The organism is uncultured Oxalicibacterium sp., assembly GCF_913776015.1.
Lineage (GTDB): Bacteria > Pseudomonadota > Gammaproteobacteria > Burkholderiales > Burkholderiaceae_D > Oxalicibacterium.
In genome coordinates this window covers 1-13,664 of the sequence record NZ_CAJYMD010000038.1, presented here as the reverse complement: position 1 = coordinate 13,664, position 13,664 = coordinate 1, and the positions used below count along the sequence as shown (strand labels likewise).

Genomic DNA, 13,664 nt, shown 5'->3' with positions numbered 1-13,664 from the left:
CCCTGTTTCAGGCCGAAATCTTAAAGCGCGAGACGCTGTTGCGCAGGCCGCTGGATACCAGATGCAATTCATCGATGGCCTGGCTCGATTGCTGCAACGACTCTACGGTTTGTTGCGCTGCTTCGCTTAATTGCACGAGTGCCTGATTGATTTGCTCGGCGCTGTTGGCTTGTGCATGCACGCCTTCGTTGACGACCTGGAAGCGTGGTGCCAGTTCCTGTACCTGCCCGATGATCTGCGACAACTGGCTGCTGACCTGGGCGACTTCCTGAATGCCACGGCGGACCTGATCGGAAAACTTGTCCATGCCCATTACGCCGGCAGCCACCGCCGACTGGATTTCCTTGACCATCAATTCGATGTCGTAGGTGGCAACGGCAGTCTGGTCAGCCAAGCGACGAATTTCGGTGGCGACCACGGAAAAACCACGTCCGTATTCACCGGCTTTTTCCGCTTCAATTGCGGCATTGAGTGACAGGAGATTGGTCTGGTCGGCAACCTTGGTGATGGTGGTGACGACCTGATTGATGTTGCCGGCCTTTTCATTGAGGATGGCCAGTTTGCCGCTGACCGAGCCAGCCGCTTCCATCACCGATTGCATGGTGTCTTCCATGCGAGCCAGTCCGACCTGGCCGTTGCCGGCCAGTGTCGCGGTTTGTTCCGACACGATCGATACTTCGTTCATGGTGCGCACCAGATCGCGTGATGTGGTCGAAATCTCGCGCGAGGTTGCGCCAATCTCCGTGGTCGTTGCTGCTGTTTCCGTCGCGGTTGCCTGTTGCTGACGCGAAGTTGCGGCAATTTCGGTGACCGAGGTGGCAACCTGTCCCGACGATTTTTGTGCCTGTCCGACCAGCGCTGTCAGTTCATCCGTCATGCGATTGAAGCCGGCGGCCAGATGAGCAAATTCATCCTTGCGATCAACTTCGAGCCGCTGCGAAAAATCGCCGGTGCGCATCACATCGAGGATCTGCATCAGGCGCTGCATGGGAACGGTGATCGCGCGCAGCAACAGATAACCACAAAGGACGGCCACCACGAGTGCGATGGCGCAACCGATCAGCATCAGGCGTTGTGTCGCTTCGACCGATTCCTTGATGTGACGCGTCGAGTTGTCGGCGAACTCGCGGTTCTCTTCGAGGATTCGCTGACTCAATGCATGCCCTTTTTCCCAAAGTGGACGCAGTTGCTCTTCGATCATGGTGCGATCAAGCGCGACTTGTTGCAGAACGAGCGTCTGTGCTTCGGTATAGGCGGCGCGTGCCGCGATGAATTGATCAAAAAGTTTTTGATCGTCTGTGTCATGAATCGATTGCTGATAGTGCCGTTGCACTTGATCCAGGCGCAGGCCGTTGGCTTGCAGATTTTGCAAACGTTGCTGTTTGGCGGCTTCACCGCCGCTGCTACGGCTTACTTCTTGCGTCAGCAAATAGTTTTCCTGCCAGGCGGCATTGAGGATGGCACTGTAATACAGGCCGGGTGTCGAATCATTTTGCAGACTTAAGGCTTCCTCATCGATGCTGTCCAGACGGAACCATGAAAAGGCGGCGATCAGGGCGGTCAGCAGCAGGATGATCGTGAAGCTGCCAAGAATACGTTGTTTGATTGTCCAGTTCTGCATGCGAACGGATCTCCGGGCTGGAATGGATGGGGTGACAGAAAAACAGATTTTGCCTAGCAAGATACCCGAATCTCTCCGGGATCACTATGCGTACATTTAACAATGTTTCCTATTCGAAACAGTTTTTCGGCTATAGGAGTCGTCCGCCGTTCTGACAGACGTTGCCGGCGAATCAAGCGAGATCGCGTCAGTGCTGGTGATTCATTCAATAGGATTGGCAATCCACCAATAACCGACGCTACGGTCACTGCGCACGACGTACCGCACCTGATTGATGAAGCGTTGCGGAAAATCGCGTCCTTCTTCAGCTGGCGACAGTTCTTGCAACATTGAGGCAACGATGCCGGCGATGCGGTCCGTAGACAATGTTGGATTGGTGGCCGTGGTCACTATTTCAGATATGGCCAGCATCAACTCGCGGTCCTGCAAAGCCCCGTGACGATTGACGAGCGCCGTGATGCTGGTAATGCGGCCGGTTTCCTTGGACACGCCGGCGGTGAGTGAAATGCCCGTATCTAGGATCTGTTGAAAGTAATCCTGCACGGCACCGTGCCGGACTTCGATATGCGCGATCTGGAAAGGCTTGTCGTACAGGCGTGCGGCAGTATTGAAGGCTTCGGCAAACTCACGTGGCGTGAACGGAAATTCGGCGTTTTGCGTCACCGCAGGACGCGGTGCGGTGCTGCTAACCGTTTCGAAGTTGTCGCTGTTGCATGCTGTCAGGCTCAAGGCGAGCAGCACACTTGCCATCCGTTTCATCATCTCCTCCGTGCCATTCTTGCGTCGTCAAGACAAGCTTGTGAGCGCGGGCTTTTTCTGGAAGGCGGCCTCCAAGAGCCGCAATGCTGAAAGATTACACCCAATTTCGCCTAAAAACAGGCTTATTCCGCGCTGCTTTCTAGGGTTTAGGCGAGATTAAGGTCGAATCACTGGTGCGATGGCGGATGAAAAAGTGTTCGCTTCGCTATAATCTGCCCATCCCCATTGCTGTACCTAGCGATGGTGTGCTGCAAGAGCGGGCCGTACAGTTACCGTTTTGCAGGACGAGCATGATTTTCCATTCCGAGTCCGCTTTCCACTATGACCAAATCCGACCACATTCTGATCGTCGACGACGATCAGGAAATCCGGCAGTTGTTATCCGATTACCTGCAATCCGCTGGCTATCGCATCTGGACCGCTGCCGATGGCAACGAAATGCGCAAGTGGCTCGAAACCGTGCAGATCGATCTGATCGTGTTGGATCTCATGATGCCGGGCGAAGATGGCCTGGCATTGTGTCGCGATCTGCGTTCACGCAGCGAAACGCCGGTCATCATGCTGACGGCACGTGGTTCGCCACTTGACCGTATCGTCGGCCTCGAAGTCGGTGCTGACGATTACATGCCTAAGCCTTTCGATCCGCGCGAACTGGTGGCGCGTATCAAGGTCGTGCTCAAGCGTGCCCGAAGCTATCCGCTGCAGGCCGAGCGCAATGAGCCGGGAACGATCGAATTTGCCGATTGGCGGCTGGATACGCAGGCGCGCCAGCTTCAGAAAGGCGACGGCCCGGTCATTACGCTGGGCAGTTCCGATTATCTGGTGTTGCGTACGCTGATCGAGCATGCCAACAAGGCACTGACGCGTGATTACCTGCTCAACAATGTCTACAGCAAGGAAAGCCTGCCCTTTGATCGTTCGATCGATGTCTGCATCAGCCGTCTGCGTCAGCATCTGGAACCCGATCCGCGCCACCCGACGCTGATTCGTACCGTGCGCAATACCGGGTATATGCTGACGGCCGACATCAAGACGGCATGATGAAACGGTTGTGGCCGCGTTCGCTGACTGGCAGGCTGGTCATCATCATGGTACTGGGCATGCTGGCCGCGCAAATCATGACCGGCACCATCTGGTTCGACATGCGCTATGGCAAGGCGATGGAAGTGCCAACGCGCCTAGTCGCCAGCGAACTGGCGATGCGTATTCGCCTGCTCGACACCACTTCGCCCGATCGACATGGATCGATGATGGCTGCCATGAGCAGCCCACGATTTACCATGCTGGAAATTGCCGGCCCCGACGAATCGGCACGCAACGAAACGCGGCACAAGGCTGTCGCTGATCTCTTCAATAATGTGCTGGCACAGCAATTCGGCCAGCGTTTGGAGACACGCATTCTGAAAGCCGATCTGCAAACGCAGGAAGGCGAAGACAGCGATTTTTTCTCCCTGTTTCGCGAGAGTTTTCCGGCTGGACACTTCGTCGTGCAGGTCGAATTGCCTGATCAACGGTGGTTGCAGATCGATGCACATGAAGGTCAGGCAGGCCTGAACCTGGCACCGCTGACAGCGCTTTACGATTACCTGATGCGCATTTATGTGCTGCGCATCATCGCCATCATCGTCATCGCATTGGTCGTTGTTCGCTTGGTGATGCAGCCGCTGAAGAAACTGGCCAATGCCGCAGAGCGATTGGGTGAGAACATTCACAGCCCGCCGCTGGATGTGACCGGCCCCGACGAGGTCAAGCAGGCGGCGCAGGCATTCAACGTCATGCAGCGCAAGCTGATCGACGGCATGGCCGAGCGCACGCGTTTCCTCGCAGCGGTATCGCATGACTTGCGCTCGCCGATCACGCGCATGAAACTGCGTGCCGAAATGCTCAAGGACGATGTCGCTCGGGGAAAATTCCGCAAGGATCTGGATGAGATGGAAGCGATGGTTACGTCCACGCTGCACTTCGTTCAGAACGTCGAAAACGACGAGCAGATGCGCAACGTCGATATCGATACCCTGCTGGAAAGCCTGAAGCTCGACGCGGAAGAAGTCGGCTCGCTCGTCAACGTGCAAGGCAAGGCCGCGCCGATTCCCGCCTATGCGCGCAGCCTGCGACGTTGCCTGCAAAACCTGATCGAGAATGCCATCCGCTACGGACAGGAAGCGCATGTCGAAGTGAGCGATACGCCGGATAACCTGCGCATCGTCATCGCCGACCGCGGACCAGGCATTCCACCCGAGATGCTGGAACAGGTGATGGAGCCTTTCATGCGCGTGGAAGGATCGCGCAATACGCAAACCGGTGGCTTCGGTCTGGGTTTGAGTATTGCACGTACCGTCGCGCAAGCCCATCGCGGCACGCTGAGCTTGCGTAATCGCGAACAAGGCGGTCTGGAAGCCATCCTCGATTTGCCGCGCACGAACAAGAAAAGCCTATAAGCCGGGACTGCGCATCATGATTGATGCGCATCCGGAAAGAACGAATCACGTAATAGAGCGAGTTCAGGTAGATGTTTTACCTGACCTCACCTGCTTTATCAGAAGCACTGGACAGGTCGTTCTCCCTCAGCGAATCAACCAGTGATTGGCTGCGAATAAATAAGCGCCAATTATTTGGGAAATATCTCGAACGCCTCGCCGACCTTGAGGGCTACCAGATCGTACAGCGAGTGACGCGGTTCCGGTCCGGCGCGTTCGAAACCTTCAACCGTGTCTGGAGTGACACCCTCAGGCGGCGGTACGAACTGCATCCATTCTTCGTAACCGGGATGGTCCTTGAGGTTGCGATTGAGTTCGTCCAGAAATTCCTGCGTGCTCAGTTTGGTCGTCGCCATGATCGCCTCCTTCTGCTTGAAGAGGTTTCAGCTTAGCACGTGGCGCGCTGCATGTTTGTGCGTTGCATGACAAAAAAGCCCGCCTTGTTCGATCAGGCGGGCTTTCATTGGGTTTGGTGCAGGGCTCAGGTTTTGTAGACCCCGCAACCGACGATCAGATTGCGATAGCGTTGCAGGTACATCGATTTTGCTTCGACCTGCTTGCTGATCGGATTGAGGAACAGGTAATCCTGCCAGCCCTTGTCGTTCTTTTCGATGATGGCAATGCGTTCGCGTACATACAGATTGCCGGCACCATCCTTGGCATCGATCAGGTCCTTGCCGACCAGCGCAGCATTCGCGCCGTGCGCCAGATTGCGGCCTTGCATATCGTAGACGACGACATACAGATCGCGGTCGCAGAACGGGCCGAGCTTGTTGTTGATGTCGGCGAAGGCTTTCTCGATTCCTTCTTCGTGCATGGCTTCGATCGCTTTTTCCACCATTTCTGCGGCTTCCTGCGTCGAACCGTGGCTGCCTGTCTTGATCGTGAATACACCGACCACATTGTTCAGTTCGGTCGTCTGGTTTTGCAGCGCATCGGCCGCAGCAGCAGCTTCCTCGACCAGTGCCGCATTCTGTTGCGTGACCTGATCCATCTCGGTAATGGCCTGATTGACTTGCTCAATACCAATGCTTTGCTCGCGGCTGGCAGCGCTGATTTCGGCCATGATCGCATCGACGCGCTGGATGCTGCTGACGACTTCCTTCATCGTATCGCCTGCATGCGCCACCAGCTTGCTGCCGTTCTGTACCTTGCTGACCGAGTCTTCGATCAAGTCCTTGATCTCACGCGCTGCAGCCGAACTGCGTTGTGCCAGACTGCGCACTTCTCCGGCGACGACGGCAAAGCCGCGGCCCTGCTCGCCCGCGCGTGCCGCTTCGACAGCGGCGTTGAGCGCGAGAATATTGGTTTGGAAAGCAATGCCATCGATCACGCTGATGATGTCCACAATACGTTTGGACGACTGGTTGATCGAATCCATCGTCTGCACCACATCCCCAACTACCTGACCACCCTTGACGGCGATTTGCGATGCGGAGCGTGCCAGATCGTTGGCTTCGGTGGCGTTGGTGGCATTGCCCTTGACTGTGGACGTCATCTGCTCCATTGCCGAAGCGGTTTCTTCGAGCGAGCTGGCTTGTTGTTCGGTGCGCGAGGACAGGTCCAGATTGCCGGCGGCGATTTCGCTTGTGGAGGCCGACAGGCGTTCCGTGCCCTGACGGATATGCCAGACTACATTGGCCAAGCCTTGCCCGATGCTGTTGATGGCGCTTAGCAAGTGGCCGACTTCATCTTGTCGGTGATGCTCAACACGCGCTGTCAGATCGCCGGTTGCCATGCGACGTGCGAGTTGCGTTGCCTGCGCCAGCGGAGCGGACAGCATCTTGCGGATGGTGACATGCAGCAGCAGGCTCAGCAGCAGTGCCGCGATCAGCGCCGCCGCCGCAGCGACATTGCGTAGCACGTTGGCATCGTGTGTCAGTTCGTCACGCAAGGTATCGCCGACGATGAGCCAGTTGCGTTCTGGAACGAGCGCGAAAGCTGCCAGATGCTCGTCGCCTGACTGCGTATAGGTGAGCATGCCGTTCTTGCGTTCCAGCATGGTCTTGATGAGTGCTTGACCATCGGCAGACTGTTCGCCCAGCGCATTCTTGCCCTCGCCGCTTACAGCGATGAGAACAGTGCCGCGTGTTGCTCCATCTGCTGAATCGATCACGCGATAGCTGCCATTCTGTCCAACCTTGAGGTCGAGCAGTGCCGAGCGGGCAACCGAAAGATCGGCAGTCGTGCTGGCCACGAGCCTGCCCTTGGTGAGGATGTCATCGACCGCGCGCTGTTCGAGCAATTGCGTAGTGGCCTTGGTACTTGCGAACACGAAGACGCCAAGCAGCACGACAAGGGAAAGAAAGACGATAAGGGAGATTCTGGTGCCGATGCCAGAACGGGAAAGGCTGCGGGTCATGCGCTTCATTGCTGCTTCCAATCACAGACGAGAATACGGGGCAGTCCTGAGAGAACTGTCTTGTGTGGCTTCATCATAACCATATAACGGCACGAACACGTTGCTGAAATGCAAGAATCTGTTAAATCGTCGCGCTATTGCATCCAATGTGGCGCAACATTTGGCCCAACAAAAAACGGCCGAAGGATCGGCCGTTTTTTCGGAAATGATGAAAATCAGAACTTGTAGCCCACTGAGAGGAAGCTGACGTAAGGGTCCAGTGTCAGGCTTGTCGTATGGCGTGTGATAACTGTGCCGGCGGCGTTACGACCAATGATTTCTGCATCGGTTTTAAGTGGAATATACGATAGTGAGAAGTTGATCGACCATTTGTCATCCAACTTGTAGGTAACGCCGGCATTGGCGACGGGGGCCCAAGACGAGCTCAGGTTGGCCGAAGTGCTGCCTGTTGCGCCACCTGGATATTGGCCGGTCGTGAGGTTCGTCAAGGAACTGTTGAGTTTCACGTCGGTGTACCAGACATGCGTGACACCCAAACCGACAAATGGACGCCATTTATCTTCCGCTGCACCAAAGAACCATTTCGCAACGATGGCAGGACTCCATTGTTTGGCAGTGCCTAGCTGTCCTCGGCTGGCCAGTGTTCCTGCTCCGTCGAGTTTGAATTTTGGTGGGACACCCGCATCCAATGTCAGAGCAAAGTTATCGGTGATGAAGCGTGTATAGGCAAAGCCTAGAGTATCTGCGTTACCAACACTTGCGCCGCTACCGGCAAAGGTTGTTTGTGGTGAGGGTGACGTACGTGTTAAGGGGGTGCTCGAATCATCTGTGTACAGATGGAACCAGCCAATATTCAATACATTGCTGCCCGCGGTCTGTGCTGTGGCTGGCAAAGTAAATGCCGCCAGTGCGGACATGGCTGAGACGGCGGCAACGCGGGAAATCAGATAAGAAAAGGGAAATCGATTCATTGCTTGTCTCCTTTTATTTGTTGTGATCTGGCATCAGGCCATCATGGCGGGTCAGTGCGTGTTCATCCTATAACGAACTCTGCAAAAACAGAATGCCTGTCATGACCAGCGTTGCGTATTGACCGCGAATGTGGCGTATCGAACAGAGTGACACTTTGCCATCATGGTCTGATGAGGCCATCGTTCATTCCAAGGAGTTAGCCATGTATATCGGTATCGGCACCCTGTTGGTCATCGTGATTCTGGTTCTGTTGTTGCGTTGAATTGCTGCGCAGACGACAGTGCCGCTGTCGTTGCGTAAAAAAGGCCGCGATGCATTGATGCATGGCGGCCTTTGCATTTTGCATCGTAGCCAGACGTTTTCAGTTACGCCAGCAATTCGATGAGCATCCAGGCAATCGCCTTGGTGGCAACAGGCAATGTTGCCAGCGGCACGCGTTCGTCGGCACGATGGCCATTGGCGTCGAGCAGGGTACGCGGGCCGGCACCGTACATCACGGTAGGAATGCCGGCCTCGGCATAAAGTCGTGCATCTGAATACAGCGGCACGCCGATGGGTGTGACGATTTCACCTAGTGCCGCGCATCCTTCCGCGCACAGGATATCGCGCAGACGTGCGGCATCGCCGACCGGCTTGAATGGCGCGGCCAGCAGGATGCGTTCAACGTCGCAATGGATGCCGGGTAAATCGGCCATCGCTGTTTCGATCACCTCGCGCAGCTCGGCTTCTACTTCTTCCGGATTTTCTTCGGGAATGATGCGGCGATCCATGCGCAGCGTGACTTCGTCAGGGACGACATTGGTATTGATGCCGCCATTGATGGTGCCGATCACGATGGATGGCGTGGTGATGCCGGGCGTTACTGATTGTCGGTGCTTGAGCGTGTCGCGATAGGCATAAAGCGCCGTCATCAGGCGAGTGGCGGCTTCCAGCGCATCGTGTCCGGTTTCCGGACGTGCCGCATGTGCGGAAACGCCGCGTACCTTGACTTGCAAATGCAGGCAGCCATTGTGTGCCGTGGTGACGTTGTACGAGAAGCCGGCGCAGACCGCGTAATCGGGCCGCGTCAGCCCCTGTTCCAGCAGCCAGCCGGGGCCAGCCAGTCCGCCGGTTTCCTCATCGTAGGTGAAATGCAATTCCACGTTGCCGCGTAGCCGTATCCCCAGTTCCTTCAGCGCGCGCAAGGCATAGGTATACGTCGCGAAATCGGATTTCGAGACGGCTGCGCCGCGCCCGATCATCCAGCCATCGCGTATCGTTGCCGAGTACGGATCGACACTCCAGCCGCTGCCCGGCGGCACCACATCGCCATGTGCGTTGAGTGCAACGGTCGGGCCGTCACCGAAGTGCTGGCGCACGATCAGGTTGATGGCGCTTTGCAAGCCGGTACTTTGCGCAAAGGCATCGGGTACCGCGTGGCGTTCGACCGGCAATTGCATGTTTTCCAGCAACTGCGCCGTCATGAGCGCATGCGGTGCGCAATTGCCGGGTGGATTGTCAGACGGGCACTGCACGACCTTGGCAAGGAAATCCACCTGTTCGGCAGCGTGAGCGTCGATCCATGCGGCGACCTGTTGTTTCAATGATTGCTTGTCCATCGATGTTCTTCGTGTCTCGGTAATAAAAATAATGAATAGATCGCCTGACGTCCATTTGGTGTTATCAAGGATTCGTTGGGTTCGGTATTTGAAAATGCGTGACGAAATCCATGAAGACGCGTGCTGCCATATCGGCATCGGCTGCATCGAGAATTTCATCCGGATGATGGCTGATGCCACCGTTGCCGCAGCGTACGAACAGCATGGCGATCGGGGCGATGTCGGCAATTGCCATCGAATCGTGTCCGGCTCCCGAGGGCAATTCGAGCGTTGGCTGCTCATGGCGTTGCAACGCATGGCGCCAGCCTCGTTTGAGCCAAGGCGCGCAGGTGGCACTCGATGTTTCGTATGTCTTGCTCAGCATACTGCGAATGCCGCGTCGGCTGCAGATGGCGGCGAGTTCCTGTTCAAGGTCGGCAATCGCCGCCAGTCGTACCGCATCATCTTCGGCACGCACATCCAGCGAAAGAATCGCCTTGCCGGGGATGACATTGGTGGCGCCGTTCGGTACCTGCCATTGCCCGATGGTGCCGACCAGCCCCGCTACGGTACTGCAACGTCGTTCCACGAACAGGGCAAATTCGGCAGCAGCCATTGCAGCATCATGACGCATCGTCATCGGTACGGTACCGGCATGACCAGCAGTCCCTTGCAGTTCGAGCATGAAGCGCGTGGCACCTGAAATTGCGGTTACCACTCCGAGTGGCAAGCCGGCATTCAGCAAGACCGGCCCCTGTTCGATATGCACTTCGATGAATGCGGCAATGCTGCCGCGTTTCGCTGCCGAGGCATCGATGGTCGTCGGGTCAAATCCTGCGGCGCGCATGGCATCCTGCATGCTGATGCCATGCTCGTCGGTATGCTCGAGCACGCTGTGGCGGAAGGTGCCGGCAATGGCGCGGCTGCCCAGCATCGGTGCCTTGAAACGCACGCCCTCTTCTTCGCTGAAGGCAACGATCTCGATGGCAAAGGGAAAACGTACACCCGCCTTGTGCCATGCGGCGACACAACTGATCGGCAAGACGATGCCGAGCAGGCCATCGTAGACGCCGCCGTTACGCACGGTATCGAAGTGCGAGCCTGTCATCAGAATCGGTGCCGGTTGTGCCTCGTTGTTGATGCTGCTGCATGCGGCGTAATGGCCGATCACGTTGCCGACCGCATCGCGCCGCACGTGCATGCCGGCTTCCTGCATCCATGCACCAATCTGCGCGGCTGCTGCTGTGTGTGCAGGCGTCAGGTAGGTACGCGTCATCATGCCGGGCTGCTCTGTATGTCGCGCCAGCTCCTGCAGGCGCTGCATGATTTCTGCCGCGATCTCCGGCGCGTTTTGCGAGAGGCTATGCGAAAGGGTTTGCATGGTGTCTCGGTGTTGCATCAATGTTGTGTCATGCCGAGGAACTGCTTGAGTTCCGGCGTGGAAGGATTGGCGAAAATGGTTTCCGGTGCGCCAATCTCATGCACCTTGCCCTGATGCATGAACACCACGCGGTCGCAGACTTCGCGCGCGAAGCGCATTTCGTGCGTGACCATGATCAGCGTCATGCCTTCATCGGCCAGGCTGCGCACCACACTCAATACTTCATTGACCAGTTCGGGGTCGAGTGCCGAGGTCACTTCGTCGCACAGTAGGGCTTGCGGCTCCATGCTCAGTGCGCGTGCAATCGCCACGCGTTGCTGCTGGCCGCCCGACAACTGATCGGGAAAGCTGTCGAATTTTTCGGCCAACCCGACGCGTGCGAGATTCTTCATCGCGCGTTCGCGTGCTTCCTTCTCGCTGACACCCTTGACAATCATCGGCGAGATCATCACATTGCGGCCGACGCTCATGTGCGGAAACAGGTTGAACTGCTGGAAGATCATGCCGACCTTCAGGCGCAGGTTGCGCAACTGCAGGTCGCTATCGCCCAGATGTGAACCGGCAACCGTGATCGCCCCTTCGTCGATGCTTTCGAGGCCGTTGATACAACGCAGCAGCGTGCTCTTGCCGGAGCCGCTCTTGCCGATGATGGCAATCACTTCGCCCGGTTCGATATCCATGCGAATGCCCTTGAGCACCTGATTGGTGCCGTAGCTTTTCTTGACGTTATCAATGGTGATGAGAGGCATGGAATTTCCTTTCGAGGAACTGGCTGTATTTGGAAAGCGGCCAGCACAGCATGAAATACATCAGGCCGGCGGCGGCATACACGGTGAACGGCATGAAGGTGGCGTTGGTAATTACGGTGGCGGCTTTAGACAATTCGACAAAGCCGATGATGGACGTCACCGCCGTACCCTTGATGATCTGCACGCTGAAGCCGATAGTCGGCGGAATCGCAATGCGCAAGGCTTGCGGCAACACCACGTAACGCATCTGCTGGTAGTAGTTCATGGCCAGCACGGACGAGGCTTCCCATTGCCCGCGCGGAATCGCTTCGACGCAACCGCGCCAGATTTCCGCCAAATAGGACGCGCTCCACAGCGTCAGCGTCAGGCCGGCAGCCAGCCAGGCCGGTACTTCGATGCCGAACAGCGCAATGCCGAAGAACACGAGAAACAATTGCATCAGCAGCGGCGTGCCCTGAAAAACCTCGATGTACACACGCGCCGTGTTACGCAGTAAGCCGAAGCGCGACGTGCGTACGAACAGGATGCACAACCCCAGCATGCCGCCGAGCACAAAGGTGACCAGTGAGAGAACGACGGTCCAGCGCCCTGCCAGCAGCAGGTTGCGCAGGATGTCCCAGAGCGAAAACGAAATCATGCGCTTCTCCTGCCGGAAATGAAGGTGATGTCGATCAGTCGCAGGATCTGACGCAGCAGAATTGCGAGTGCCAGATAAATGACCGTCGTGATGAGATACGCTTCAAACGCGCGGAAGTTGCGGCCCTGAATGAAGTTGGCTGCAAACGACAATTCTTCCACTGCGATCTGCGAACAGACTGCCGAACCCAGCATCACGATGACGATCTGGCTCGATAGTGCCGGCCAGATCTTCTGCAGCGCCGGTCGCAGGATGATGTGACGGAAAATCTGGATGCGCGTCATGGCCAGGCTCAACCCCGCCTCGATCTGTCCGCGTGCCACGGCAACTACGCCGGCGCGGATGATTTCGGTACTGTAGGCACCAAGATTGATGATCATTGCCAGACAGGCAGCTTGTATTTCCGTGATCTGTACACCGATGCTGGGCAGACCGAAGAAAATGAAAAACAGTTGAATCAGGAACGGGGTGTTGCGGATTAACTCGACATAGGCGCTCACAAGCGGTCGCAGCCAGCGTGGGCCTTGCGTGCGGGCCCAGGCACCGAAGATGCCGACTGCTACGCCGATCACACCACCGATGGCGATCAGTTCGACCGTGGTCAGCACGCCCTTGACGAGCATGTCGGTGTAGTCGAAGGTCGAGGCGAAATCAAATTGGTAAGCCATGATGCATTTGCTTTGTGTCAGACGTGCAGACAGTTGAGACAGCCGTGCCGCAAGAGGCACGACACGGCCGGTTCCCGATTACAGGTTGGCAGGCAGCGGCAGGCCCAGCCATTTTTCGGTCAGCGTATTCAGCGAACCGTCTTTCTTGATTTGCGACAGGATGTCGTTGACCTTCGCTTGCAGCTTGGTTTCATCCTTGTTCATGCCGATGTAGCAAGGCGAATCCTTGATGAGGAATTTGGTTTCCGGTTTTTTCGGCGGATTCTTGGCGATGATGGCGGCGGCGATCACGTTGCCGGTTGCCACCAGTTGCACTTGGTTCGACAGGAAGGCGCTGATGGTGCCGTTGTTGTCTTCATAGCGTTTGACGGTCGCGTTGGCCGGTACCACTTTCGACAATTCCAGATCTTCCACCGAACCACGCGTCACGCCGATCGTCTTGCCGACCTCGCCGGCAAGAC

General features: G+C 56.7%; 13 protein-coding genes. 2 read left to right on the top strand and 11 right to left on the bottom strand.

What is annotated here, in order from left to right:
• Positions 1 to 7 precede the first annotated feature (7 nt).
• On the bottom strand, positions 8 to 1,621 hold the full coding sequence (locus QZ725_RS05835) for a methyl-accepting chemotaxis protein (RefSeq protein ID WP_293777297.1): 1,614 nt from the start codon (positions 1,619 to 1,621) through the stop codon (positions 8 to 10).
• A 201-nt stretch (positions 1,622 to 1,822) separates the two neighbouring features.
• A complete protein-coding gene (locus QZ725_RS05830; RefSeq protein ID WP_293777294.1) occupies positions 1,823 to 2,380 on the bottom strand; it encodes a hypothetical protein in 558 nt (185 codons plus the stop codon).
• A 321-nt stretch (positions 2,381 to 2,701) separates the two neighbouring features.
• On the opposite strand from QZ725_RS05830, the gene QZ725_RS05825 reads away from it, so the two are divergent.
• Positions 2,702 to 3,421, top strand: a complete 720-nt coding sequence (locus QZ725_RS05825) for a response regulator (RefSeq protein WP_293777291.1) — start codon at positions 2,702 to 2,704, stop codon at positions 3,419 to 3,421.
• On the top strand, positions 3,421 to 4,818 hold the full coding sequence (locus QZ725_RS05820) for an ATP-binding protein (RefSeq protein ID WP_293777288.1): 1,398 nt from the start codon (positions 3,421 to 3,423) through the stop codon (positions 4,816 to 4,818). The genes QZ725_RS05825 and QZ725_RS05820 overlap by 1 nt, the downstream gene beginning before the upstream one ends.
• Before the next feature lie 170 nt (positions 4,819 to 4,988).
• Here QZ725_RS05820 and QZ725_RS05815 read toward each other — a convergent pair whose 3' ends face one another.
• The 9 genes from QZ725_RS05815 to QZ725_RS05775 all read right to left on the bottom strand — a co-directional run.
• A complete protein-coding gene (locus QZ725_RS05815) occupies positions 4,989 to 5,213 on the bottom strand; it encodes a hypothetical protein (RefSeq protein WP_293777285.1) in 225 nt (74 codons plus the stop codon).
• Between the two features lie 125 nt (positions 5,214 to 5,338).
• On the bottom strand, positions 5,339 to 7,228 hold the full coding sequence (locus QZ725_RS05810) for a methyl-accepting chemotaxis protein (protein ID WP_293777282.1): 1,890 nt from the start codon (positions 7,226 to 7,228) through the stop codon (positions 5,339 to 5,341).
• A gap of 206 nt (positions 7,229 to 7,434) precedes the next feature.
• Positions 7,435 to 8,190, bottom strand: coding sequence for an OmpW family outer membrane protein (locus tag QZ725_RS05805; RefSeq protein WP_293777279.1), 756 nt, complete (start codon positions 8,188 to 8,190; stop codon positions 7,435 to 7,437).
• A 366-nt stretch (positions 8,191 to 8,556) separates the two neighbouring features.
• Positions 8,557 to 9,789 (bottom strand): M20/M25/M40 family metallo-hydrolase, encoded by a 1,233-nt coding sequence (locus QZ725_RS05800; RefSeq protein ID WP_293777276.1) that lies wholly within the window; start codon positions 9,787 to 9,789, stop codon positions 8,557 to 8,559.
• A 64-nt stretch (positions 9,790 to 9,853) separates the two neighbouring features.
• On the bottom strand, positions 9,854 to 11,149 hold the full coding sequence (locus QZ725_RS05795; protein ID WP_293777274.1) for an allantoate amidohydrolase: 1,296 nt from the start codon (positions 11,147 to 11,149) through the stop codon (positions 9,854 to 9,856).
• A 17-nt stretch (positions 11,150 to 11,166) separates the two neighbouring features.
• Positions 11,167 to 11,898, bottom strand: coding sequence for an amino acid ABC transporter ATP-binding protein (locus tag QZ725_RS05790; RefSeq protein WP_293777272.1), 732 nt, complete (start codon positions 11,896 to 11,898; stop codon positions 11,167 to 11,169).
• A complete protein-coding gene (locus QZ725_RS05785; protein ID WP_293777270.1) occupies positions 11,879 to 12,535 on the bottom strand; it encodes an amino acid ABC transporter permease in 657 nt (218 codons plus the stop codon). Before QZ725_RS05785 ends, QZ725_RS05790 begins: the two co-directional genes overlap by 20 nt.
• Positions 12,532 to 13,203, bottom strand: coding sequence for an amino acid ABC transporter permease (locus QZ725_RS05780; protein ID WP_293777268.1), 672 nt, complete (start codon positions 13,201 to 13,203; stop codon positions 12,532 to 12,534). The genes QZ725_RS05785 and QZ725_RS05780 overlap by 4 nt, the downstream gene beginning before the upstream one ends.
• 78 nt (positions 13,204 to 13,281) lie before the next feature.
• Positions 13,282 to 13,664 (bottom strand): transporter substrate-binding domain-containing protein (locus QZ725_RS05775; RefSeq protein ID WP_293777266.1); only part of this gene is annotated, 383 nt, incomplete at its 5' end.

Excerpts from the sequence above, each read along its gene's own strand:
- QZ725_RS05835 (WP_293777297.1), bottom strand. The coding sequence starts at position 1,621 with ATGCAGAACTGGACAATCAAACAACGTATTCTTGGCAGCTTCACGATC.
- QZ725_RS05830 (WP_293777294.1), bottom strand. The coding sequence starts at position 2,380 with ATGAAACGGATGGCAAGTGTGCTGCTCGCCTTGAGCCTGACAGCATGC.
- QZ725_RS05825 (WP_293777291.1), top strand. The coding sequence starts at position 2,702 with ATGACCAAATCCGACCACATTCTGATCGTCGACGACGATCAGGAAATC.
- QZ725_RS05820 (WP_293777288.1), top strand. The coding sequence starts at position 3,421 with ATGAAACGGTTGTGGCCGCGTTCGCTGACTGGCAGGCTGGTCATCATC.
- QZ725_RS05815 (WP_293777285.1), bottom strand. The coding sequence starts at position 5,213 with ATGGCGACGACCAAACTGAGCACGCAGGAATTTCTGGACGAACTCAAT.
- QZ725_RS05810 (WP_293777282.1), bottom strand. The coding sequence starts at position 7,228 with ATGAAGCGCATGACCCGCAGCCTTTCCCGTTCTGGCATCGGCACCAGA.
- QZ725_RS05805 (WP_293777279.1), bottom strand. The coding sequence starts at position 8,190 with ATGAATCGATTTCCCTTTTCTTATCTGATTTCCCGCGTTGCCGCCGTC.
- QZ725_RS05800 (WP_293777276.1), bottom strand. The coding sequence starts at position 9,789 with ATGGACAAGCAATCATTGAAACAACAGGTCGCCGCATGGATCGACGCT.
- QZ725_RS05795 (WP_293777274.1), bottom strand. The coding sequence starts at position 11,149 with ATGCAAACCCTTTCGCATAGCCTCTCGCAAAACGCGCCGGAGATCGCG.
- QZ725_RS05790 (WP_293777272.1), bottom strand. The coding sequence starts at position 11,898 with ATGCCTCTCATCACCATTGATAACGTCAAGAAAAGCTACGGCACCAAT.
- QZ725_RS05785 (WP_293777270.1), bottom strand. The coding sequence starts at position 12,535 with ATGATTTCGTTTTCGCTCTGGGACATCCTGCGCAACCTGCTGCTGGCA.
- QZ725_RS05780 (WP_293777268.1), bottom strand. The coding sequence starts at position 13,203 with ATGGCTTACCAATTTGATTTCGCCTCGACCTTCGACTACACCGACATG.